We start from the raw sequence: 22,736 nt of genomic DNA, 5'->3' as shown, positions 1-22,736 counted from the left end.
TGCAAGATTATCAATTCCCAGCCTGACGCTTTGGCCGTGGCTGCACTCTTGCAGAAGATGACACGCAGTAAACACAGCAATGCTTCCGTCCCTGAAGTGGCCACCATCGTTTTCCCCGTGGTGGCCATCGGCGCATCCGCCGGCGGACTCGATCCCATCGTTGCCTTCCTGGCGAACGTGCCGCAGGAGAGCGGGATTGCCTATGTGGTGATCCAGCATCTTGATCCCACGCAAAAGGCCATGCTGCCGGAACTGCTGCAGCGCGCCACCAGCATCCCCGTCACGGAAATCACGCACCAGGCGGAGTTGCGGCCCAACCATATCTATGTGATACCGTCGAATGCCGACCTGGGCTTGTCCAAGGGGCGTTTCGTGCTCAGCGAACCGGTGCAGCTGCGCGGGCACCGCTTGCCCATCAACACCTTTTTCGAAAGCCTCGCAAGCGAACTGGGCGAACTGGCCGTGGGCGTGATTTTTTCCGGCATGGGCAACGATGGCACGCGCGGCTTGCAGGCGATCAAGCAGGCAGGGGGCCTGACCCTGGCCCAGCATCCGGACACGGCCAAGTTCGACATGATGCCGCAAAGCGCGATTGCCGCGGAAGTGGTGGACCTGGTCGACTTTCCCGACAAGATGCCGGACAAGATCATCACCTATCTGTTCCGCAGCAGCTTCCTCAGCCTGCCGGGCCACGAACCGAACGGGCGCAATTCCTTGCAGGAAATTGTCGCCTTGCTGTCCGAACACACGGGCAACAGTTTCACGGATTACAAGATCAACACGGTGCTGCGGCGCATCGAACGGCGCATGAGCTTGTATCAAATGACGTCGATGGAAGAATACGTGCCGTATCTGCGTGCCAATCCCACCGAAATCGACTTGCTGTTCAAGGAATTGCTGATCGGCGTGACGAGTTTCTTCCGCGACCCGAAAGTGTGGGAATATCTGAAGATGGTCGCCTTGCCGCAATTGCTGGCGGCCCATCCGGACGGGCGTGCCTTCAAGGCCTGGGTGCCCGCCTGTTCCACGGGCGAGGAAGCGTATTCGCTGGCCATGGTATTCCATGAAGTGGTGGCCAGCATCAATCCGCCGTCGAAGTACAGCCTGCAGATCTTTGCCACCGACCTGTCGGCCGACGCCATCGACCGCGCGCGCCAGGGACGCTTTCCGCACAGCATCAGCAGCGACGTGTCGGCCGAACGCCTCGGGCGTTTCTTCTTGCGCGACAAGAACGATTATCACGTGAAAAAAGAGATACGCAACACGATCATCTTTGCCCAGCAAAACATCATTTCCGACCCGCCGTTCACCAAGCTCGACATCCTGTGCTGCCGCAATCTGTTGATTTATCTCAATGCCAAGCTGCAGCAGCGTTTGATACCCCTGTTTCATTACGCCTTGAACCGCGACGGGATTTTGCTGCTGGGCAGCGCCGACACGCCCGGCCATTTTTCCGACCTGTTTTCGCCGCTGACCACGTCGACCCGACTGTACCGCCGCCTCGACAACCTGGCGCGTCAGCGTCTGCCCACGTATTTTCCTACCAAGGTATCGTTGGCATCCCCCCCTACACCTAGCGACACGAGAGAAGTCAGCATGACTGGAAAGATTCAATCCCATGTCGAGCAATTATTGCTCCAGAAATATTCGCCTGCCGCCGCGCTGCTGAACCAGGATGGCGACATCCTGTACATCAACGGGCGCACGGGCGCCTTCCTCGAACCGGCAGCCGGCAAGGCCAACTGGAATATCCATGCGATGGCGCGCGAAGGCTTGCGCTACGAGCTGGCTGGCCTCATCAAGGAAGCCTTGCAGAGCGAGAGGGTGGTGCGCCTGAAGGGGCTGGTGGTCAAGGACCACCTGGGACAGTCGCTGGGCGTCGACCTGAGCGCGGAAGCGCTGAGCCAGCCTGAATCCTTGCGCGGCATGGTGTTCGTCACGTTTGCCAGCGCGCCGCTGGTGGCCGAGGCGCGCCGCGGCCGCTCGCCGAACCCCAAGGTGCTGGAACTGGAACAGCAACTGGCGCAGGCGCGCAATGAAATCCAGGCCGTGCGCGACGAGATGCAGACGTCGCGCGAAGAACTCAAATCGGCCAACGAGGAACTGCAGTCGACCAATGAAGAGCTGCAATCGACGAACGAAGAGCTGACCACGTCGAAGGAAGAGATGCAGTCGCTCAACGAAGAGTTGTACACGGTCAATGCCGAGCTGCAATCGAAGGTCGATGATTTGTCGCTGGTCAATAGCGACATGAAGAATCTGCTCAATAGTACCGATATCGCCACCATTTTCCTCGACAGCGACCTGCGCATCCGCCGCTTCACGGCGCCGGCCACGCAAATCTATAAGCTGATCCAGACGGACTTGCGCCGTCCGCTCAGCGACATCGTCAATGACCTCGATTATCCGGGCCTGGAAGACGATGCGCTGGAAGTGATCCGCAGCCTGGTGTTTTGCGAGCGGCAAGTGGAAACCAAGACGGGGCGCTGGTACAACGTGCGCATCATGCCGTACCGCACGATTGAAAATGTGATCGATGGCGTGGTGGTGACCTTCATCAACATTACAGAGTCGAAACTGCTGGAAGCCCAGCTGCGCCAGATCCAGTCCGGCGCCGTGACCGGCGGCAGTAGCGGCGAGCACGCGTCATGAGCGAACCATTCGACGGCAGCGCGCCGGCCCGCCTGAGAGAGCAGGCGGAGCAATTGGCCGCGGAGCAGCGCCAGCCCGTGCCGCAGTCGAATGAAGACGTGATGCGTCAGCTGCATGAGCTGCAGGTCAGCCAGATCGAGCTGGAAATGCAGAGCGCGGCCCTGGCCGAGCTGGAACAGCTGAAAAATGAATTTGAAAGCAGCCGCGACCGTTATGCGCAGCTGTATGAACAGGCGCCCGTCAGTTACTTTTCGCTGGCGCGCGAAGGCGTGATCACGCGTGTCAATGTGGCAGCCTGCGGCTTGTTGCAACGCGACAAGAACCGGCTGTTGGGACGGCGTTTCGAGCAATTCGTTGCGCCGCAGGCGCAAGGGGACTTCCGCCGCTTCCTCGATGCGGTCTTTACCAACGGTGCGCGCCAGGTGCTTGAAGCGCAATTGTTTGAAGGCGAAGCGGGTGGCATGAGCGGCATGGTGCGCATCGAAGCCAATTACGATGCGGACAGCGCCACGGCGCGCATGGTGGTGACGGACCTGGGCGACGAGCACGCGCGCGAATCGGCCTTGCGGCGCGCTTTTGTGATACTCGACAGTATCCGCGAAGGCGTGCTGGTGACGGACAGCGCCAACCGCATCATTTCCGTCAATCCCGCTTTCACCACCATTACCGGCTACCAGGCGGAGGAAGCCATCGGCCGCGATCCGTCCTTCCTCGGCGGCGGCACGCATTTGCCGCATTTCTATGAAGCCATGTGGCGCAGCCTGCACCAGGATGGCAGCTGGTATGGCGAACTGGTGAACCGCCGCAAGAATGGCGAGCGCTTCGTCGAGTCGCTGTCGATCACGCCGATGCGCAGCCCGGATGGCGCGATCAGCCATTTCGTTGGCGTGTTTTCCGACATCACCGAGCGCAAGCTGGCCGAGGCGGACTTGCGCGAGCTGCACCGCGAGCTGGACCAGCGGGTGGTCGACCGCACGGCCGAATTGCTGCGGGCCAACCAGCATCTGCAGCTGGAAGTGCACCAGCGCGAGCGGGCGCAGGAAGCCTTGCGCGATGCCGAGCGCTTCTTTCACGCCACCATCGATTCATTGACGGACCGCGTGCTGGTGCTGGACCGGGCGGGCCGCGTCGCGCATGCCAACCAGGCGTGCCTGGATTTTGTCGGGCAGATGCAAAAACCGCAGAATTACCTGGAGTTTTGCGAGCTGGACCCGCGCTGGCAGCGCAGCGCCGGGCGCGAGCTGGCCGCCGGCATCCGCGCCGTCATTGCCGGCAATGCGGACACGTTTGCGCTCGAGTATGAGTTTGCCACGCGCGCCGGCCCCCGCTGGTCGCAGGCCAGGATCAGCCGCTTTCTCGGCGAAGGGCCGCTGCGCGTGGTGGTGGCGCATACGGATATCACCGAACGCAAGCTGATGGATGGCGCCCTGCGCCAGTCGCATGCGCAGCTGCGCCAGCTGGCGCTGCACCTGGAAACGGCCAAGGAAGACGAGCGCAAGCGCATCTCGCGCGATATCCACGATGAGCTGGGGCAAAACCTGCTGGCGCTGCGCATCGATATTTCCATGCTCAGCGCGCGCACGGAAGGTTCCCATCCGCGCCTGCACCGCCGCGTCGGTGCCGTGCTCAGCAACGTCGACACCACCATCAAGAGCGTGCGCGGCATCATGAACGAGCTGCGCCCGATGGCGCTGGACCTTGGCCTGCAAGCGGCCATCGAGTGGCAGGTGGGCGACTTCCGCAAGCGCAGCGGCATCGCTTGCCAGCTGCTGATACGCGACGAGGCATTGTTTTCCTCCATCGGCAGCCAGGTCGAGATCGTGCTGTTCCGCATCGTGCAGGAAGCGCTCAGCAACGTCATGCGCCATGCCCAGGCCAGCCAGGTGGAGATCGAACTCAGCTCGGATGCCTGCGCCGTGTATATGGTCATCAGCGACAACGGCATCGGCATCACGCCGCAGCAGCAGCGCAAGAAACAGTGCTTCGGCCTGATCGGCATCGCCGAGCGGGTGACGGCGCTGGGCGGGCAATTCGAGGTCGGCATGCCGGCATCGGGCGCCGGTTGCCGCCTGGCCCTGCAGATTCCCTTGCAGGGGGCGGGGCGGCCGGCCGCCTGATACAGAAATTGCAATGGGTTAATTTTTGCCGACTCATGCCGCCTGGACAGGCTATACTTTCGCCTGCTATTTATGGAGGGGCATATCTTGTTCAAAACAATCGTTTTACCAGTCGCCTTGTTGGGCGCGTTCGCCGGCGCACACGCCGACGAAGGGCAGTGGCAACCACATCAGCTGCCACAGCTGAAAGCCGAACTGAAACGGGTCGGCATCGAAATTCCTGCAGAAAAACTGGCTGACCTGAGCAAGCACCCGATGAGCGCCATCGTGTCGCTGGGCGGCTGCTCGGCCGCTTTCGTTTCCGACGCCGGCCTGGTGGTGACGAACCACCATTGCGCGTATGGTGCCGTGCAGCGCAATTCCACGCCGGAACACAATTACATCACCAACGGCTTCCTGGCCAAGACGCGCGCCGCAGAGCTGCCGGGCGGTCCGAACAGCCTCGTGTATGTGACGGACAAGGTGGAGAACGTCAGCGACCGCGTCTTGAAAGGCTTGACGGCGGACATGAGCGGCCGCGCGCGCCACGAAGCCGTGGAAAAGCGCGTCAAGGACCTGATCGCCGAATGCGAAACGGACAAGATGTACCGCTGCTCCGTGCCTGCCTTCCACCGCGGCCTCGAGTACTACCGCATCCGCCAGATGATGATACGCGACGTGCGCCTCGTGTACGCGCCATCGGACAAGATCGGCAACTTCGGCGGCGATATCGACAACTACGAATGGCCGCGCCACACGGGCGATTATTCGTTCCTGCGCGCCTACGTGGGCAAGGATGGCCGTCCGGCCGACCCGTCGCCCGACAACGTGCCGTACAAATCGAAGGATTTCCTGGTGGTCTCGGCCGAAGGCTTGAAAGCCGGTGACGGCATCTTGCTGGCGGGCTACCCCGGCCGCACCAGCCGCTACAAGCTGCCGGCGGAAATCCGCTTCGCGCGCGATACGGCCTTCCCGTTGAAAGTGTCGGAACTGCAAGCGGACCTGGCCGTGATGGCTGACGCCACGAATGGCGACGCGGCCGCTGCCGTGCGCTATGCGAGCGTGGTGAAAAGCATCAACAACGTGCTGAAGAAAACCCAGGGCTTGCTCGACGGTTTCGCGCGCAAGGACATCGCTGCCATCAAGGACGTGCAGGATGCCGAGTTCCGCGCCTGGTATGCGAAACAGCCGAACGTGTCGCCGACCCTGCTGGCCGAACTGGACGCGGCGATCGCCAGCGACATGGCCTTGAGCGAAGAAGAGTTCGCCTGGAGCGTGGCCACCAACAGCGACTTGCTGAAAAGCGCGCGCACCCTCTACCGTTTGTCGCTGGAGCGCCAGAAGGCGGACGCCGAGCGCGAATCGGGCTTCCAGCAGCGCGACCTGGCTTTCATCAAGGCCCGTCTGGCCCGCCTGGAACAGTCGTATGTCAACAAGGTCGACCAGGCGCGTTTTGAGGCGGGCCTGAAGCGTTACGCGCAACTGGCGGCGAAGAGCCATCCGCAAGGCCTGGACGCGCTGCTGCCGGCGCCAAGTGCCGTGGCGGCCCTGTACCAGCAGACGCAACTGGCTGATACGGCCAAGCGCCTGGCCTGGCTGGAAAAGGACCAGGCCGCTGTTGCCCAGTCCGACGACGCCTTCATGGCGCTGGCCATCAAGCTGCAGCCCGTCGAAGCGGCACTGGAAGAGCGCCGCAAGGAAATCGACGGCAACCTGGAACGCGTGATTCCGCAATACATGCAAGCCGTGATTGCCTGGAAAAAGTCGCAAGGCAAGCCGGTCTATCCTGACGCCAACTCGACCCTGCGCGTCACGTATGGCACGGTATCGCCGTACTCGCCGCGCGATGGCATCACCAAGGGACCGTTCACGACCGTGGAAGGCATCGTCGAGAAAGTCACGGGCAAGGCCCCGTTCGAAGCGCCGCAAGGCCTGATTGACGCCGTCAAGCAAAAACGCTACGGCCAGTTCCGCGACCCGGCACTGGGTACGGTGCCCGTCAACTTCCTCACCAGCGCCGACACCACGGGCGGCAATTCCGGCTCGGCCGTGATGAACAAGCGCGGCGAATTGATCGGCCTGAACTTCGATTCGACGTATGAATCGATCACCAAGGACTGGTACTTCGACACGGCCATCACGCGCGCCATCCACCTCGACATCCGTTACATGCTGTGGGTGATGAAGGAAGTGGACCACGCGGATAATTTGCTGCAGGAAATGACCATCAAGTATCCGAAGGCTGCCAAGAAGTAATTTTTCCCAGCTGGGATAAAAGCCGCATCCGCCGCAGGGCCGATGCGGCTTTTTTGCGGCGGCGCCACGTATAATTCCCATTCACCTTTATTCATTTCCGACAGGCCCGCCATGCCCACGACTCCCGCTTTGCCCCTTGATTGGCAGACATTTGAAACTGCGTACGACGTGGAAGAAACCTGCTTCAAGCTGGCCAGCGCGTCGCTGGCCTTGCTGGGCGCGTCCCCATTCAAGGATCAGGCATTTTCCGCCTTTGCCTTCAACGCCGTATCGTTTCCATCCCTTTCGCTGAGCCTTGACACCGATCCCGCCAACCGGGAGCGCGATTACTATCCGCCGGACTGGTCGAACGAGTGCATCGAAGTCGACGTGCCGGAAATCGGCCAGCTGTGGGAGGAGGGGTATGCCAGGATCGAAGGCGCGCTGCTCGAGCTGATCGACGCTGCCGATGACGAACTGCTCGATGCCATCGAGGAGGGCTATCTGCACAGCCTGAGGAAAACCATGGTGCGGCTTGAAACGAGCCAGGCTTTCGAGCAGATCAGGACCTGCCCGCAATTCTGGACCGTCGTCACGCAAATCGATGCGGATACGGAGGAAGAGGAGCGGCTGCTCGACCAGGTGCGCCAGGGCTTGCCGGCGTGAGCCTCCGCCGCCATTGCAGGCCGCGCGCTATAGCAGGGCTTGCCAGCGCCTGACTTCCCCGTCCGTCAGCACCGGCCCCCAGCCGCCGCGCAGCGCCGCATCGTGCTGCACATAGTGCGCAAGCGGTGGCGCCGCCACGCCGTGCCTGGCACAGATATCAAGCACGGCTTCCAGCTGCCGCCGGCTTGCCGGAAGGTCATCGCCATGCCAGGTGCAGGCGCTCGTTTCCAGCACATGCCCGACAAGCTGCTCCAGCGTGCCGAGCAGGTGCCCGGGCATGGCCAGGCGGATGTCATCCGGCCAGGGGTCGCCCATGCCCGTGACGGCCAGGCAAGCAAAGCCGCGTTCCCAGGCTGCAAAATCCCCAGGCGCGAGCTGCGCCACCTTCCACACGTGTTCGGCGAATGCGGACAGCGCCGGATGGTGAATGTCAAAGCGCTGGCAAAAGCGTTGCAGGCAGCTTACGGCAATGCATTGCCTGGCGGTCACCGAGAGCGTGTCTATCGATATGTTGCGCATGAAAGTTCCTGACGTTGGCACTCGCCGATCACTGGGTCAATCTGACTTGATTGCGGTTGCCCCGCCTGGCAAGGCAGCCTGCCGCAACGCCTCCACCGGCAACTGGAAAAAGCGCGGCACCATCGCCGGCGACAAATCGTTGCCGCCGTCCGCCATGGCCAGGCGGCCACTGAGCAGCAGCATCACGTAGCCATGGCCCAGCGACCAGCCGGCGCTGGCGGCGGCCTTGTCCCAGCGCGGGTCGAGGCCCGCTTCGCGCACGGCCGCGCCGGCCGTCTGCAGCACGTACTGGAAGCACGCTTGCGCCGCTTCCATCAGGGCGGGGAACTGGCGCACGTCCTGGTGTTCGAACATCAGCCGGTAATGGGCCGGCGCGGCGAGGGCGAATTCGATGTATTGCTGGCCCAGCAGCTGAAAACGCTGTTCGGAGGGCAGGCTGCCCTGCGGCGGCAGTTCTGCCTCCCATTTGGCGATCAGGCTGGCGAAACCGGCTGCCGCCACGTCGGCCAGCAAGGCTTCCTTGCTGGGGAAGTGGCGGTACACGGCGGCGATCGACACGCCCACCGTGCGCGCCAGTTCGCGCAGCGAGAGGGTGGCGTCGCTTTGCTGTGCCAGTTGGGCGATGGTGGCGGCGACCAGGGTGTCGCGCAGGTTGCCGTGATGGTAAGTACTTGTGCTTGTCATTCTATGTTATCGCTGTTCACATTGTCGTGTATGATGGCCATGTTATCACTGAACACATGGAGAGCACATGCAAGAGATAAGCAACGTGGTACGCGCCGTGGCCTTGCCGCCAGGCGCCAGCATCGCCCCCTTGTATCCGGGCAGCAACCTGGCCGACGCGTATGCCGTCGGCCTGCCCAGCGCTGGTGTACGGCAGATGGATATGCAGGCCCTGGCGCGTGTGGTGCTGTGCAGCCAGCCGCGCTGGGCGCAGTGGCTGCTGGCGGTGCGCGACACGATAGTCTCGCCCTTCGGCATCAAGACGGCAAGACAGCTGGCGGCCAAGCCTGATGGACGCATCGGCATCTTTCGCATCTATGCCGTCAGCGATGATGAAATCATCGTGGGCGAGGACGATAGCCACCTGGACTTCCGTTTGTCCGTGCTGCGCAACCGGGACGCGGGGCTGCATGGCAGCGTCACCTTTTCCACCGTCGTGCATTGCCATAACTGGATAGGGCGTACCTACATCCTGGTGATCCGGCCATTTCACAAGCTGATCGTGCGGCGTACGCTGGCGCGCGCCGTCAAGGGGGGCTTTGCCTGAGTAGGGAAGGGCTGCGGCGGTGCGGGCAATCTTGCTTATTCATGGCTGGTATTGCATACTGCACCACCAGCCTCATCACGATTCCCATGAACGATACGCTTCTCCTGCTGGGTTTTGCCACCACGCCGCTTGAACTGATTTCCTTTGTCCTGGCATTGACAACCGTTGCGCTGAACATCCGCCAGAATCACTGGGCGTGGCTGTTCGCCATCATTTCCTCGGCCGCCTACGGTTTCGTGTTTTTCGAATCGCGCCTGTATGGCGACATGGCCTTGCAACTGCTGTTCATCAGCGTCTCGTTCTGGGGCTGGTACCAGTGGCTGCACCCGGCCAGCGGCGGCAAGACCTTGCCCGTCACGCGCCTCGATGGACGCGGCTGGATGGCGTGCGCCGCAGGCTGGCTGGTCGGCTTCCTGCTGATCGCCTGGCTGCTGACGACGACGGATACGGACGTGCCCCACGCGGACGGCTTCCTCACGGCAGGCAGCCTGGTGGGGCAATTCCTGCTGTCGCGCAAGAAACTGGAAAACTGGATCGCCTGGATCATCGTCGACGTGCTGTACGTGTGGCTGTATGTGCACAAGGGCCTGACCCTGACGGCCGTGCTGTATGCCTTCTTCGTCGTGATGGCCATCATCGGCTTGCTGGCGTGGAGAAAGTCGGCCCCGGCCGCGCCGAGCGCGATGGTCCTCAAGTGATGGAGCGTTGCGTGCGCGTGGCCATCCTGGGCGCGGAATCGTCGGGCAAGTCGACCCTGGCAGCCGCCCTGGCCGAACGCTACGGCACCGTCTGGGTGCCGGAATACTTGCGCGAATTTGTCGAGAAGCAGGGCCGGGTGCCCGTTGCGGCCGACCAGTTTGGCATTGCGCGAACGCAAGTCGAACGCGAAGCGGCCGCCACCGCGCAGGCGCGCCACTTCCTGTTTTGCGATACGACGCCGTTGATGACGGTGGTCTACAGCCGCCATTATTTCAATGGCGCCGATGCGCCGCTGGCGGCGCTGGCCGATGCCACGCAGTACGATCTGACATTGGTGACGGCGCCCGACAGCCCGTGGGTAGCCGACGGCTTGCAGCGCGAGTCGGAAGCCGTGCGCCAGCTGATTCATCGCCAGCTGCTCGATGAACTGGCTGAGCGCCAGATTTCCTACCTGCTCGTCAGCGGTAGCCTGGCGGTGCGGCTGGCGCAGGCGGATGCCTGGTTGAGCGCCAGCACCCCAGGCAGGGTGGGGTAAACCGGCCTTATTTTCCGATGTGTTCGGCCAGGAAGCTTTCCAGTTGTTGATAGAACGCGGTGGCGTTTTTGGTCATGTAGAAGCCATGTCCTTCGTTTTGCGCCATCATCCATTGCGGTGTATTGCCGGCCCTGACCAAGGCCTTGCGCATCAACTCGGCGTGTTCCGGTGGTGCCGTCTTGTCCTTGTCGCCGTGCACCAGCAATACCGGCACCTTGATCCGGTCAGCCAGGCGTGAAGGCGAGATGGCGTCGAGTTCCTTGTTGTTTTCACCGATATAGTCCTGGTAGGCATGCCGGATATATTTGTGGCGGCGCGCATCATCCTCCTCTTTGAACAACCTAAGCTCATATACGCCGGCATAGCCGATAGCGCATTTGAAGGTGCCAGGTGCACGTATGGTCAGCATCATTGCCGAGTAGGCGCCGAAGCTTGCGCCGTATGAGCAGACGCGCCCGGCATCGACTTCGCCTTCGGCAATTACAGCGGCGAGGCCGTCCAGGATGTCGTCCTGGATTTTTTCGCCCCATTGACGGTAGCCTGCCCGGATGAAAGTCTCGCCACGGCCCCCGGAACCGCGGAAATTAACCTGGAGTACCGCGTAGCCGCGGCTGGCGAGGAACTGCGCATCGCTGTCGAACGACCAGGTATCGTAGACGCCGTGCGGTCCGCCGTGGGGCATGACAACCAGCGGTAATTTAACGCCTGGCGCATGCTTCGGCATGGTCAGATAGCCATGCAGTTGCAATCCGTCGCGTGCCTTGAAGGCAATGGGGCGGCGCTCGGCCATGCGATCCGGGTCGATGCCAGGCATGGTCGAGTACAGCAGTTCCGCCTTGTTGCTGGCCTTGTCGTACAGGTAATAGCTGCCCGGGTCGCGATCGCTGTAGACGGAAAACAGCAAGGTGGTGCCGTCATCTGTGAAGTTGATGAAGCGTACATGTTCGTCCGGAAAAGATGCGCTCAATTGCTTGTGCAGCCGGGCGTCCGCACTATTGGCGTCCAGGTAGATGGCACGGGTACGGCCCAGCTGGTGAGATACTGCGAAAGGCATCTCGTTGGCGTCATACATTACGCTGCTCAGGTCGGCAACAGGATCTTGCGCTAGAACCACTCGTTTTCCGCTAGCCAGCTCTTCCCGCACCAGGGCCTCAGGGCCACCGTTGACGGCATGGGTAGCAAAAAAAGCGCTGTCGTCCATTGTGAAGTGGAACGGGATTGTGGTTTGTTTTGGGATGGGAGGGGTGAGACGCCACTGGCCGCTGACGTCATCAAGACGGTACAACACCGGCTCGTTCTTGTCGTCCCAGCCGTAGGCGAAGCGCGGTACGCTATTGCGCTGCTGCACAAACTGCAGGCGTGGTGCAGCGATGTCGGCCAGGGTCTTGCGATGGGCCTTCTTGCTGTCGACGTCGTATAACTTTGACCGGTCACGATCCCATTCCTGGGCTGACAGAAAGACGTGACTATTGCGCGGCAAGGGAACGCCGTTGATGCGGGCATAGCCATGATCATCGTCGAGGCGGTCGCCTCGACTCGACGAGCGGAACATATCGTAGCCGAACAGGTATTCCTGGTTGGTGCCGTCGAGGTCAAAAGCGATGATTTCACCAGTTGATACCGGTTGTTCCAGCTCCCCCAGTTCCAGACCCTTGCGCAGTACCAAACGCGTGTTCGTCAACCAAAGGTAGTTAAGCGGCACTTCAAATATGTGCAGGCGCAGCATGCCTACCGCTTTCATGTCCGGCAATGCATAGATGGTGATGATGGGGATGCTGCGCCCGCCCTGCTGCATCTGAGTCGTGACCGCTATGTGTTTGCCATCTGGCGACAGGCGTGGTGTACTGAACCGATCCTTGCTGGTGAATTGCTCTATGGGAATCGCTGCCTCGGTGGCGTGGACGCTGCCTCCGGTGATCAGGATCAGGCTGGCAAATATCAGTGACGACACATGCTGTTTCATGGAGATGCCTTGCGCGGATAATAAAATAAGGGTGGTAATTATAGCAATTTAATAATTACCACAGTGTAATATTTTAATTATTTGATATTTTCGTCCACGAATAGGGGCATGTCCGGCGCATGCCCCATGTGGTTGTCAGAAGTCGAATTGCGCCGACACCTTCAAGGTGCGGCTTGCACCCGGAAACAGGTAGCCGCCTGCTTCCGGAGTCACATCGCGCCAGTAGAACTTGTCCGTCACGTTGTTGACGGTGGCGCGCAGCACGGCTGGCGTGCCGGCCAGGCGCGTGGCCCAGGCGGCGCCCAGGTTGAACACGCTGTACGAAGGCACGAAGGTGGTGTTGTTGTTTTCAAACGCCTTTTTGCCCGCATATTCCCAGCTGCCATTCACGCTCAAGCCCGCCACCTGCTGCACGGCGTAGTCCGCGTGCACGGCCGCCTTGAAGGCCGGCACGTTGGGCACGCGCTTGCCATCGTAGTCCGCACTGCCCGTGCCTGATTGCTGGCTGTTCAGGGCCGTGATGGACGCGCCCAGGTTCAGGTTGGCCGATGCCTTGCCCTGGGCAGACAATTCCAGGCCACGGTGCTGGGCCTGGCCCGCGCGCACGAAGTTGTAGGTGCTCATGCTGCTGTCGAGGTACTGGTTGAATTCCAGGCCCTTGCGGATCTGGAACAGGGTGGCGGCCACCATGAAGTCCTGCGTCAGGTCCGCCTTCACGCCCAATTCGACCTGCTTCGAGCGGCTCGGCGTCAGTTCCACATTGGCGTTTTCCGCGTAGCGGTCGGCCGTGCCGCCGTGCTCCATGCCCTGCGAATACGATGCATACACGGCGATATTGTCTTGCGGGTTGTACACCAGCGCCACGTTCGGCAACAGGAAGTCGTGCTTGGCGCGGATTTCCGTGTCGGCCTTCAGCACATACTGGTAGCCATCCACATTGATGTGGCGCAGGCCGCCATGCAGCTTCCAGTTGGGCGCCAGGCTGACGATGTCCTGCACGAAGACGGATTTTTCCTTGTCGTTGCGTACCAGGCGCACGGGGCCCGTGACGCCGTCGGATGGCGCGACGATGACGGGGCGATAAATGTTGCTGATGCCCACTTCGTCGTACACGTACTTGCCGGCCCGGTCCTTGCGGTTGAAGTACGACACGCCGGCAGTGAATTCGTGGCGCAGGCTGCCGGTGGCGAACTTGCCCTGGATCATGGCTTGCGCGCTCAGCGGCTTCTTCGTCTCGCCCAGGCTGCGGAAGTCCCATACGGAGAAATCGCCATTGCTGCAGAAGACGGGCGCCCAGCCTTCCGGGCTGCAGCCATACGGATACGCCGTGTAGTCGTCGCGCTTGAACGAGTGCTGGTTGGCGGACAGGGTGGCGTGCCAGTAATCATTGAAGGCGTACTGGAAGCGCAGGCCGAGGTTGCTGGTGACGGTTTCCACCGGATGCGTCCACGGCTGCTTGTTGAGCATGGTGTCGGCGCTGACGTTGGCCGGCAGGCTGCCGTTGCTCAGCAGCTGGAAGCCGGGCGCCGTGACCTGCGCCTTGTCCTGGTAGTCGGCGTCGAGCTGCAGCAGGGCTTGCGGGGAAATCTGCCAGTCGAAGGCGCCGGAAATGAACCGACGGTTGCCGTCCGCGCCCTTGATGTAGGAACGCAGGCGCTCGGCCGCCACGTTGACGCGGTAACCGAAGCGCGTGTCTTCCAGGCGTCCGCCCAGGTCGACGGCGCCATACACGGTGCCCCGTTCGCGCGCTTCCACGGTGACGGTGCGCAGCGGTGCGGCGGTGGGGCGCTTGACGATAAAGTCGATCACGCCGCCAGGCGCGGCCACGCCTGCCTGCAAGCCGGCCAGGCCTTTTAATACTTCGATGCGTTCCTTGTTTTCCAGCGGAATTTGCGTGTCGCCAGGAATGGCCACGCCATCCTTGCGGTAGCTGGAGTTCGTGTCGAGCTTGAAGCCGCGGATGGTGAACTGTTCCGCGTAGCCGACGGCGTTGTACGACTCATTGATGCTGGCGTCGAGCTTGACGGCATCGCTGAGATTGCGGATCTGCAAGTCCTGCATGTCTTTTTGCGAAATGACGGTGACGGACGCCGGTGTCTGCAGCAGCGGCGCGTCGGCAAAGCCGCCCACGGAGGCGCGCTTGGCGGCCGGCGCCTTGCTGGCCGTGACGACGACTTCGGCCATGTTTTGGGCCTGCGGGTCAGCGGCTTCGGTGGTGTCGTTCGCAGCAAAGGCAGGCGCGGCAAACGCGTGCAGGATAGCCAGGGTCAGTACAGGACGGGAAAAATGCGCAGATAAATTCGGTGTGGACATAGATTGCTCGTGGTTCAAGCCGTCTCTGTAAAGAGCACGGCAGGCTGCTTGTTCGGCTGGCGCCAACGCAGGAGCTATCAAAGGAGGGAGGTACTTTGCGCTTTCCTTCGCTGGCATTATCCAGATCAGGTACGAAGGGTATCTCTCACCCGGATAACTGCTCCAGGACCCCTAGCGGTTGACAGCTTAGCATGAACCACGGCCAGCTGTCCCCCTGGCTGACCGTTTTACAACAGTGTGGCTGGAATCTGCAAACTGCGCTACAGACTCAGTTCCAGTACCTTGCGGCTGACGGCGGGCGTCACTTCGCGCTGTTCGCCCAGCGCCGTCATGCCGTGCGCTTCCAGGGCGGATACGACGGCATCCACGCTGGCGTGGTTCAGGCCGTAGTCGGCCAGGCGCGTCTTGACGCCCATATGGCGGAAGAAGAATTCCGTGCGCGCGATGGCGGCCTCGATGCGGCCATCCTCGTCGCCGCCGTCCAGGCCCCACACGCGGGCCGCGTATTGCAGCAGCTTGGCGCGCTTGGCCTGCTTGCGCACGCGCAGCATGCTGGGCAGGATGATGGCCAGGGTCTGGGCATGGTCGAGCTCGTACAAGGCCGTCAATTCGTGGCCGATGGCGTGCGTGGACCAGTCCTGCGGCACGCCCACGCCGATCAGGCCGTTCAAGGCCAGGGTGGCGCTCCACATCACGTTGGCGCGCACGTCGTAGTCGTCCGGGTGCGACAGGGCTTTCGGGCCTTCCTCGATCAGGGTCAATAAAATGCCTTCGGCGAAGCGGTCCTGCACGGACGCGTTCACGGGGTAGGTCAAATACTGCTCCATGACATGCGCAAACGCATCGACGACGCCATTGCCCACCTGGCGCAGCGGCAAGGTGAACGTTTTCGACGGATCCAGCACGGAGAATTTCGGATACACCTTGCGGCTCATGAACGAGCGCTTTTCCTGCGTGGCCTTGCGCGTGATCACGGCCGAGCCATTCATTTCGGAACCCGTTGCCGGTAACGTCAATACCGTGCCGAAGGGCAGGGCGGCCTCGACGATCTTGCCGCCTTTGGCCAGGATGTCCCACGCCTCGCCTTCATGCAGGGCGGCCGCGGCGATGAATTTGGTGCCATCGACCACGGAACCGCCGCCGACGGCCAGCAGGAAATCGATGCGCTCGCTTTTCACCATGGCCACGGCCTGCATCAGGGTTTCATAGCTGGGATTGGGTTCGATGCCGGCAAATTCCAGCAAGGTATGGCCGGCCAGCGCCGCCTTGACTTCATCATAGACGCCGTTCTGCTTGATGCTGCCGCCGCCATACGTCATGAGCACTCTGGCATGCGGCGGGATCAGCGCCGTGATGGCGGCGATCTGGCCCTGGCCGAAGAGGATTTGCGTCGGATTGTAAAAGTCGAAATTGAACATGGGGCTCCTGCCGCTGGGGTTTAGGCTGTTGCTGAGCCATGATTATGGCCGAACGGGTGGAAACGTGTCGTGGACGCTTGAGCTTTTCGCCCGCGCGGTGGAGAATGCAGCCGATGTCACCACCACGCGAAAAGGAATGCGCATGACCAACGTCCCACTGGAAGAATCCGGCTTGCCGGCCACCGCGCTCGACATGCACCGCGCCATCGGCGCCACCATCGCCGCGCTGCAGGCGCTGGACTTGAACAGCCAGCGTTTCGAGGCATGCACGGACCCGGAACTGCGCCGCGTGCTCGCGCATGCGGGCGACACCAGCCGGCGCGAAATATCCATGCTGCTCGAATGGATGCGCCGCCGCGATGCGCGCCTGGATGCGGCCATGAAGGAAGCGCTGTTCAAGGCGGGGCCGATTGTTGCTCAGTATCACTATGACGAGAAAATATTGTAACTATTGGTTTGTTGCTGTGGCGTACCATGCGCCACTTTTGCATCGTTTCGCGTAGACTGTGCCCCGGACACGATTTTGGGGGAGTTTGCAACGATGAGATCATTACCATACCGAGAAGGCAGCTGGTTTGCCGTGCCCTTGCCGGGCGGCGGCTATGCCGTCGGCGTGGTGGCGCGCAGGGCGCCTGCCGGGCGCATCATGCTGGCGTATATGTTCGGACCGAAGCGCGACAGCTTGCCGACGCTCGATGAGCTGGAAGGCTTGCGGCCGGAACAGGCCGTACGCCGCCTGCGCACGGGCGACATGGCCCTGCTCAACGAGCGCTGGCCTCTGCTGGGTGACAGCCTCCACTGGGAGCGCGACGCCTGGCCCATGCCGGCCTTTATCCGCCGCAATGAATCCTTGCAGCGCGCCTGGCGCGCCAGCTATGCGGACGCCGACCCTGCCAAGCTGAACCGCGAAGAATCGATCCCCTTCGATACGCCGGGCATGGAGAGCGATTCCCTGTACGGCTACGGGGCGACGGAATTGCTGATGAATAAATTGCTGGCGCAGGAGCAGGCGTCCGCTTGACCGTTGTCGGGCGGCGGAAACGCCGGAGCCGGTAGCGTAGGTCGGATTAGCGCCTGGCGCGTAATCCGACAGGAATAGCCAACAATGTTGTCGGATTATGCGAGGCAAGGCTTCGCTGATCCGACCTACGCCGCTGGCAAGCTGATCTGAAACGCCAGGCCGCCGCCTTCGCGGTTGCGCACTTGCAATTCGGCGCCATGGCGCAGCAGCACGCGGTCGACGATGGCCAGGCCCAGGCCGGCGCCGTTTGCCTGCCCGCGCGCCGTATCGAGGCGGGTGAACGGCTTCATCAGTTGCTCGATCTTTTCTGCCGGCACGCCCGTGCCGTGGTCTTGCACTTCGATGATGACCTTTTTCGCGCCGTGGCTGGTGCGCACCTGGCAGGCGATGTCGATTTCCGTCACGTCGCTGCCCGGCGTCTTGCCATAGCGGCGCGCATTCTCGATCAGGTTGTTCAGCACGCGGCGCAGGTCGGTGGGGTTGCCCATCGCATGCGCGCCGTCGGCGATGCTGGCGTTGATCTTCACATCCGGCAGGCGCATGGCTTCGCGCGTCATGTCGCTGAGCAAACCGCTCAGGTCGACATCCGTAAAGCTCGACGCTTCCGTCGGCTTGGCATAGTCGAGGAACTGGCCGATGATGGCGTCCATCTGCCCGATATCGGACTGGATGCCTTCGCGCGCCTCGTCCGACAGGTTCGCCATTTCCACTTCCAGCTGCATGCGCGCCAGCGGCGTGCGCAAGTCGTGCGAAATGCCCGCCAAAATCACGGCGCGGTCCGATTCCACCTGTTTCAGATCATCGACCATCTGGTTGAAGCTGCGGTTCGCCTCGATGATTTCGATCGGGCCCTTTTCCGGCAGCGGCGCCGGCTGCTTGCCCTTGGCGATGTCGCGCGCGGCCGCCGTCAAACGCGACAGCGGCAGATTGATCAGGCTGGAAATGATGGCTGCGCCCAGCAGGGACAGCAGCGACACCAGGCTGGCCCAGCCGAGCCACTGGAAGCCCGTCAGGCCGCGCAGGCGCTCCCGGTCCAGCATCAGCCAGTACTCGTCGTCGTCGATCTTGAAGCTGACCCAGAAGCCGGCCACGCCGTTGACGCGCGCGGAAAAGCGCGTGTCCTTGCCCAGCTTGGCCTTCACCAGCGCCTCGATGTCGGGCATCAGGTAATTGTCGGGCGGCGGCTCGATGCGGTCGTCCTCTTCCAGCGAGAAGATGCGGATGCCTTCATTGCTGACGAGATCGAACAGCAGCTCGCGCCGCAGCTCGGGAGCCGAGTGCGTCAGTGCCGCATGCGTGATGGTAACGACGGAAATGATCTGGGCGGAAATCTGCTGCGCCTGCGGCTCGCGCTGGATGAAGGAAATCATGCTGAACCAGGCGATCATGCTGACCGTGGTCAAGGTGCCGAGCAGCAAAAAGGTGCGCCAGAACAAGCCGCTTTTCAGCCGCGCCAGGCTGATATCGGGAAAAAGCTTCATCATGCCTCGCCTGCGATCAGCGCGGCTGTCCGTCCGGGATGAAGACGTAACCTAAGCCCCACACGGTCTGGATGAACAGCGGGCTCGACGGATCAGGTTCGATGAGTTTGCGCAGGCGCGAGATTTGCACGTCCAGGCTGCGGTCGAACACTTCGTATTCGCGGCCGCGCGCCAGTTCCATGAGTTTCTCGCGCGACAGCGGCTGGCGCGCATGGCGGGCAAACACTTTCAGCACCGAAAATTCACCGGTCGTCAGCGGCACTGTTTCGCCATTCTTTTTCAGGGTACGCGTGCCCAGATCCAGCACGAAGTCGCCGAATTCGAAGGTTTGCGGCGTTTCCGACGGCGCGCCCGGGATTTCATCGGGACCCTTGCGGCGCAGCACGGCGCCGATGCGGGCCACCAGTTCACGCGGATTGAATGGTTTCGGCAGGTAATCGTCGGCACCCATTTCCAGGCCCACGATGCGGTCCACGTCCTCGCCCTTGGCCGTCAGCATGATGATCGGCGTCTGGTCGCCCGCGCCGCGCAGGCGGCGGCAGATCGACAGGCCGTCTTCGCCCGGCAGCATCAGGTCGAGCACCAGCAGGTCGTAGCGTTCGCGCAGCCACAGTTTGTTCATGGCCGTCGCGCTCTCTGCCGTAAAGACATTGAAGCCCTGTTCGGTCAGGTAGCGCCGCAGCAGGTCGCGCAGGCGCACATCGTCATCGACTACCATGATTTTTGCCTGGTGGCCGTGGATCGATTGCGTTGTTGTATTGCTGCCGGAAGTGGAGGTTGTGGTCATTTAGGGTGTCGTGTTATCTTATATTAGTTGCTATAGTAACGCCTCGCGCGGCGTCGGCAAGGGGCTGTGGCGACCCATTACAAAGTGTTACAAACTTTACCCAATTACTCTTACTGCACCGTGTAAAGCATCATACACTGGGGCCACAGTGGAAATCAGCTTTAGTTTATACGGCATCGCGGAAGAGGAACTCAATGAATATCTTTACTAAAAAAATTCACGCCGCTCCCAGCGCAGCTATTGCTGCACGTACGACCGTGCTGTCCGCATTTGCCGTTTGTTCCGTGTTTGCCGCCAGCCTGGCGGCAGCGCAAAACCAGCCGCCGCCACGCCGTGACGACCAGCAGCAAATGCAGGCCCAGCGGTATGAACAGGTACAGCGCAGCAACAGCAATGATACGCGACTGCGCGAACAGCGTGACGCACGCAGTTTCGACACGCGCGCAGAAGAGCAGCGCCGCGCCAACGAAGGCGCCGACGCCTCGCGCCGCACGGGCCGCATGACGCCCGACGAACGGCGCGACCTGCGCCGCCAGATCAACGAAGTGGGGCAGGACATTTACTCGAATCCCCCGCGCCGCTAGGCAGCCATCCCCCCTCCGACAGGGCCATCTCGCAAGACATGGCCCTGTTTGCATCTGGCCGCAAGCATTGTTGCTCAGTCAGGCACACGGCCCCGCCCCGTGATATTGTTCTAGTGCACGGAGGCAATTCTTTGAAATGGCTGCTGGGGGAGGCAAGGCGTGAGCGACGACGACACACCCGTTCCGGATGCGGTCCCCGCAGGCGGCTTGCCGCACGGCCTGGTCCAGCGCGACGAGGGCGTGTTCCTTGACCTGTCGCTGGCGCCGGCGCAGCTGCGCACCGCCGTCGGGCAGCTGTTCCAGTCGGGCCAGCTGCTGGCCGGCCTCGATTACGGTTTGTTCCTGCTGACCCTGTTCCATGCCCCCGCTCCCCGCGCCGCGCCCAAGGGCGATGCCCTGCTGCGCCTCGCCGTGCGCGTGGCCCCATTCCCGCCCGCGCGCCGCGCGCTGTACAAACAAATCAAGATCCGCGGCGACAGCGCCGAGTTTTACTTTGAAGCCTTGCCTGCGGACGCGGACGGCCAGGTGCCGGCGCGCCGCGAATTCGACGAGCTGGTGGCCGACCTGTGGTGCAAGGGCGTGCACTACGGCATCGATAGCGCGGCCGTGCGCGCCATTCTTGCCAGCGGCAAGGCCGAGCGCATCACGGTGGCGCGGGTGCTGCCGCCACAGCCGGGGCGCGATGCCCAGCTGGTCGAAGTGTCGCAAGGCATCCACCGCGACGATGCGCCGCGCGAACGCTCCGATGGCCGCCTGGATTTGCTCAGCTTCAAGAACCGCTTTCCGCAAGTGAAAAAACATGCGCGCCTGCTGCGTCTGCTGCCGGGGACTCCCGGCTTGCCTGGCTACGACCTGGCCGGCAAGGCGCTGCCACCGCCCGCGCCGCTGGAACTGGACCTGGCCACCGTGGCGGGGCCAGGTACGGCGGTCGAGCATTTCAGCGATGGCGATTTCGTCGTGGCCACGCAAGATGGCTATGTGAATGTCGATGAACACGGCAAGATGTCCATCGAAAACAAGATCGTCAGCCGCGAAGGCGTCAGCAGCCGTACGACGGGCAATTTGAAGCTGAGTGCCGCCTACGAGGAGTACGGCGAAGTGCAGGAGCAGCGCCAGCTCGACGGCAGCGACATCACCATCCATGGCGACGTCTACGGCCACTTGCACTCGCATGGCGGATTAATATGGCTACATCGCAACCTGGTGGGCGGCACGGCCTTCAACGAGCATGGCGACGTGCGCGTCGAGGGCGTCGCTTCCGGCTCCGTGCTGCAGGCGCTGAGCGGCGAAGTGCATGTGAAGCGGGCGGAAAGCTGCGTCATCGCCGGCACGCGCGTGGTGATCGACAGCGCCAGCAATTGCGAGATCATCGCCGACGAGGTCGTCATCGAACTGGCCGAAGGCTGCGCCGTGGCGGCGCGCACCATCCGCATCGGCAGCGCCGGTCCCCGCAAGCAGGTGGAGATGCTGCTGTTCCCGCTGGTGCCCGACTTGAGTGCGCTGGAACAAAAGATCGCCGAGAGCCTGGCGAAGGCGGCGCAATTCCTGCAGGTGCAGCACAAGCGCCAGCAGGAAATCGATGCCATCGCGCAATTGCCCGAGGTACGCAATTACCTGACCCTGGCGGGCCAGCTGCGGCGTGGCGAATTGCAACTGCAAGCAACGCAGCAGGTACAGTACGACAAGCTGGCCGCGCGCATCGCTCCCGTCCTGAAAGAGGTGGCGCGGCTGCGCGTGGAGGTAAAACAGTCGGAAATCCTGCACGCGCAGATGCTGGCGCTGGTGGAGCAAGTACGCCAGGAGCGGCAGGCAACGGCGGGCCAGTCGCGCTGCACCCTGAGCCTGATTGATGGCGAGACGACGGTGCGCGCCCTGGTCGTGCCGCCCGGACCGGCCAAGGTCTACGACCGGCCGCCGAAGGAAATCAAGGCCTTGCTGCGCAGCGCCACGCCGGCCACGCAGCCCGTGTTTGCGGACAGCACAGGCAGCCTGGACTGGACCTACCAGCCGCCACTCTGATCAGTCGATAACCTTGCCGCGAGATTGTTTGAGGACGCTGTGCGTGCTCTTGCTGTCGAGACGGCGCCGCTGCGAGCTGCGCGTGGGCTTGGTGGCGCGCCGCACGGCGGGCAGGAAGGTCACGCTGTCGATGATTTCCTGCAAGCGCCGCAAGGCTTCTTCCTTGTTCTGCTCCTGGCTGCGCGACTGCTGCGCCTTGAGCACCAGCACGCCATCCTTGCTGATGCGGCTGTCGCGCAGGGCCAGCAGCCGTTCCTTGTACGCTTCCGGCAGCGACGAGGCGGCGATGGGGAAGCGCAGATGGATGGCGCTGGACACCTTGTTGACGTTCTGCCCGCCCGGGCCCTGGGCGCGGATGGCGGAAAATTCAACTTCAGCGGGGTTGACGAGGTGTTGCATGGCCTGCCTGTTGGGGAATGATGGGGGTATTGTAAGGGAAGATGGCTGCGCCGGCGCAAGGCCGGGCGCCGAGGCCAGG

General features: G+C 62.4%; 19 protein-coding genes and 1 riboswitch. Of the genes, 11 read left to right on the top strand and 8 right to left on the bottom strand.

What is annotated here, in order from left to right; all coding sequences use genetic code 11:
- Positions 1 to 57: 57 nt before the first annotated feature.
- The 4 genes from BLT98_RS06730 (at position 58) to BLT98_RS06715 (ending at position 7,649) form a co-directional block, all read left to right on the top strand.
- A complete protein-coding gene (locus BLT98_RS06730; RefSeq protein WP_092607010.1) occupies positions 58 to 2,652 on the top strand; it encodes a chemotaxis protein CheB in 2,595 nt (864 codons plus the stop codon).
- Positions 2,649 to 4,769, top strand: a complete 2,121-nt coding sequence (locus BLT98_RS06725) for a PAS domain-containing sensor histidine kinase (protein ID WP_244517410.1) — start codon at positions 2,649 to 2,651, stop codon at positions 4,767 to 4,769. The genes BLT98_RS06730 and BLT98_RS06725 overlap by 4 nt, the downstream gene beginning before the upstream one ends.
- Positions 4,770 to 4,856: 87 nt before the next feature.
- A complete protein-coding gene (locus BLT98_RS06720; protein WP_348272728.1) occupies positions 4,857 to 7,004 on the top strand; it encodes a S46 family peptidase in 2,148 nt (715 codons plus the stop codon).
- Between the two features lie 168 nt (positions 7,005 to 7,172).
- Positions 7,173 to 7,649, top strand: a complete 477-nt coding sequence (locus tag BLT98_RS06715) for a hypothetical protein (protein WP_092606069.1) — start codon at positions 7,173 to 7,175, stop codon at positions 7,647 to 7,649.
- Positions 7,650 to 7,676: 27 nt separating this feature from the next.
- On the opposite strand, the gene BLT98_RS06710 is transcribed toward BLT98_RS06715, so the two are convergent.
- Entirely contained in the window at positions 7,677 to 8,168 is a 492-nt protein-coding gene (locus BLT98_RS06710) for a hypothetical protein (protein WP_092606067.1), read from the bottom strand.
- A gap of 36 nt (positions 8,169 to 8,204) precedes the next feature.
- Positions 8,205 to 8,852 (bottom strand): TetR/AcrR family transcriptional regulator, encoded by a 648-nt coding sequence (locus BLT98_RS06705; RefSeq protein ID WP_092606065.1) that lies wholly within the window; start codon positions 8,850 to 8,852, stop codon positions 8,205 to 8,207.
- Between the two features lie 67 nt (positions 8,853 to 8,919).
- On the opposite strand from BLT98_RS06705, the gene BLT98_RS06700 reads away from it, so the two are divergent.
- The 3 genes from BLT98_RS06700 (at position 8,920) to BLT98_RS06690 (ending at position 10,672) form a co-directional block, all read left to right on the top strand.
- On the top strand, positions 8,920 to 9,438 hold the full coding sequence (locus tag BLT98_RS06700) for a DUF2867 domain-containing protein (RefSeq protein ID WP_092606064.1): 519 nt from the start codon (positions 8,920 to 8,922) through the stop codon (positions 9,436 to 9,438).
- An 86-nt stretch (positions 9,439 to 9,524) separates the two neighbouring features.
- Positions 9,525 to 10,136 carry a nicotinamide riboside transporter PnuC gene (gene pnuC / locus BLT98_RS06695; RefSeq protein WP_092606062.1) on the top strand — a complete coding sequence of 204 codons (612 nt, stop codon included), beginning with the start codon at positions 9,525 to 9,527 and terminating at the stop codon, positions 10,134 to 10,136.
- Complete coding sequence (locus BLT98_RS06690; protein ID WP_092606060.1) at positions 10,136 to 10,672, top strand: AAA family ATPase; 537 nt, start codon at positions 10,136 to 10,138, stop codon at positions 10,670 to 10,672. Before pnuC ends, BLT98_RS06690 begins: the two co-directional genes overlap by 1 nt.
- A gap of 7 nt (positions 10,673 to 10,679) precedes the next feature.
- Here BLT98_RS06690 and BLT98_RS06685 read toward each other — a convergent pair whose 3' ends face one another.
- From BLT98_RS06685 to BLT98_RS06675, 3 genes are all read right to left on the bottom strand, one after another.
- Positions 10,680 to 12,635 (bottom strand): alpha/beta hydrolase family protein, encoded by a 1,956-nt coding sequence (locus BLT98_RS06685; RefSeq protein WP_092606058.1) that lies wholly within the window; start codon positions 12,633 to 12,635, stop codon positions 10,680 to 10,682.
- A gap of 135 nt (positions 12,636 to 12,770) precedes the next feature.
- A complete protein-coding gene (locus BLT98_RS06680) occupies positions 12,771 to 14,948 on the bottom strand; it encodes a TonB-dependent siderophore receptor (RefSeq protein WP_092606056.1) in 2,178 nt (725 codons plus the stop codon).
- A gap of 85 nt (positions 14,949 to 15,033) precedes the next feature.
- Positions 15,034 to 15,131: riboswitch (TPP riboswitch) on the bottom strand.
- A 77-nt stretch (positions 15,132 to 15,208) separates the two neighbouring features.
- Positions 15,209 to 16,366, bottom strand: coding sequence for an iron-containing alcohol dehydrogenase (locus BLT98_RS06675; protein WP_034779411.1), 1,158 nt, complete (start codon positions 16,364 to 16,366; stop codon positions 15,209 to 15,211).
- A 142-nt stretch (positions 16,367 to 16,508) separates the two neighbouring features.
- Between BLT98_RS06675 and BLT98_RS06670 the strand changes: the two genes are divergently transcribed.
- Together BLT98_RS06670 and BLT98_RS06665 are read left to right on the top strand one after the other, a co-directional pair.
- Positions 16,509 to 16,814, top strand: a complete 306-nt coding sequence (locus BLT98_RS06670) for a ferritin family protein (protein WP_244517409.1) — start codon at positions 16,509 to 16,511, stop codon at positions 16,812 to 16,814.
- A gap of 93 nt (positions 16,815 to 16,907) precedes the next feature.
- On the top strand, positions 16,908 to 17,387 hold the full coding sequence (locus BLT98_RS06665; protein ID WP_034779408.1) for an Imm26 family immunity protein: 480 nt from the start codon (positions 16,908 to 16,910) through the stop codon (positions 17,385 to 17,387).
- A gap of 125 nt (positions 17,388 to 17,512) precedes the next feature.
- On the opposite strand, the gene BLT98_RS06660 is transcribed toward BLT98_RS06665, so the two are convergent.
- Positions 17,513 to 18,871 (bottom strand): sensor histidine kinase, encoded by a 1,359-nt coding sequence (locus BLT98_RS06660; protein ID WP_034779404.1) that lies wholly within the window; start codon positions 18,869 to 18,871, stop codon positions 17,513 to 17,515.
- A 13-nt stretch (positions 18,872 to 18,884) separates the two neighbouring features.
- Positions 18,885 to 19,586 carry an osmolarity response regulator transcription factor OmpR gene (gene ompR, locus BLT98_RS06655; protein ID WP_223278807.1) on the bottom strand — a complete coding sequence of 234 codons (702 nt, stop codon included), beginning with the start codon at positions 19,584 to 19,586 and terminating at the stop codon, positions 18,885 to 18,887.
- Between the two features lie 263 nt (positions 19,587 to 19,849).
- Between ompR and BLT98_RS06650 the strand changes: the two genes are divergently transcribed.
- Both BLT98_RS06650 and BLT98_RS06645 read left to right on the top strand, forming a co-directional pair.
- Entirely contained in the window at positions 19,850 to 20,239 is a 390-nt protein-coding gene (locus BLT98_RS06650; protein WP_070255514.1) for a hypothetical protein, read from the top strand.
- A 159-nt stretch (positions 20,240 to 20,398) separates the two neighbouring features.
- Positions 20,399 to 22,258, top strand: coding sequence for a FapA family protein (locus BLT98_RS06645; protein WP_092606052.1), 1,860 nt, complete (start codon positions 20,399 to 20,401; stop codon positions 22,256 to 22,258).
- On the opposite strand, the gene arfB is transcribed toward BLT98_RS06645, so the two are convergent.
- Positions 22,259 to 22,657 (bottom strand): alternative ribosome rescue aminoacyl-tRNA hydrolase ArfB, encoded by a 399-nt coding sequence (gene arfB, locus BLT98_RS06640; protein WP_034779396.1) that lies wholly within the window; start codon positions 22,655 to 22,657, stop codon positions 22,259 to 22,261.
- Between the last annotated feature and the right edge of the window lie 79 nt (positions 22,658 to 22,736).

It is taken from the genome of Janthinobacterium sp. YR213, from assembly GCF_900099875.1.
In the GTDB taxonomy this organism is placed as follows: domain Bacteria; phylum Pseudomonadota; class Gammaproteobacteria; order Burkholderiales; family Burkholderiaceae_D; genus Janthinobacterium; species Janthinobacterium lividum.
The sequence above is the reverse complement of the archived record's forward strand: the minus strand, read 5'-3'. Positions and strand labels throughout refer to the sequence as shown.

Coding starts and splice junctions, on each gene's coding strand:
- BLT98_RS06730 (WP_092607010.1), top strand. CDS start 58: ATGACACGCAGTAAACACAGCAATGCTTCCGTCCCTGAAGTGGCCACC.
- BLT98_RS06725 (WP_244517410.1), top strand. CDS start 2,649: ATGAGCGAACCATTCGACGGCAGCGCGCCGGCCCGCCTGAGAGAGCAG.
- BLT98_RS06710 (WP_092606067.1), bottom strand. CDS start 8,168: ATGCGCAACATATCGATAGACACGCTCTCGGTGACCGCCAGGCAATGC.
- BLT98_RS06705 (WP_092606065.1), bottom strand. CDS start 8,852: ATGACAAGCACAAGTACTTACCATCACGGCAACCTGCGCGACACCCTG.
- BLT98_RS06700 (WP_092606064.1), top strand. CDS start 8,920: ATGCAAGAGATAAGCAACGTGGTACGCGCCGTGGCCTTGCCGCCAGGC.
- pnuC (WP_092606062.1), top strand. CDS start 9,525: ATGAACGATACGCTTCTCCTGCTGGGTTTTGCCACCACGCCGCTTGAA.
- BLT98_RS06690 (WP_092606060.1), top strand. CDS start 10,136: ATGGAGCGTTGCGTGCGCGTGGCCATCCTGGGCGCGGAATCGTCGGGC.
- BLT98_RS06685 (WP_092606058.1), bottom strand. CDS start 12,635: ATGAAACAGCATGTGTCGTCACTGATATTTGCCAGCCTGATCCTGATC.
- BLT98_RS06680 (WP_092606056.1), bottom strand. CDS start 14,948: ATGTCCACACCGAATTTATCTGCGCATTTTTCCCGTCCTGTACTGACC.
- BLT98_RS06675 (WP_034779411.1), bottom strand. CDS start 16,366: ATGTTCAATTTCGACTTTTACAATCCGACGCAAATCCTCTTCGGCCAG.
- BLT98_RS06670 (WP_244517409.1), top strand. CDS start 16,509: ATGACCAACGTCCCACTGGAAGAATCCGGCTTGCCGGCCACCGCGCTC.
- BLT98_RS06665 (WP_034779408.1), top strand. CDS start 16,908: ATGAGATCATTACCATACCGAGAAGGCAGCTGGTTTGCCGTGCCCTTG.
- BLT98_RS06660 (WP_034779404.1), bottom strand. CDS start 18,871: ATGATGAAGCTTTTTCCCGATATCAGCCTGGCGCGGCTGAAAAGCGGC.
- ompR (WP_223278807.1), bottom strand. CDS start 19,586: ATGGTAGTCGATGACGATGTGCGCCTGCGCGACCTGCTGCGGCGCTAC.
- BLT98_RS06650 (WP_070255514.1), top strand. CDS start 19,850: ATGAATATCTTTACTAAAAAAATTCACGCCGCTCCCAGCGCAGCTATT.
- arfB (WP_034779396.1), bottom strand. CDS start 22,657: ATGCAACACCTCGTCAACCCCGCTGAAGTTGAATTTTCCGCCATCCGC.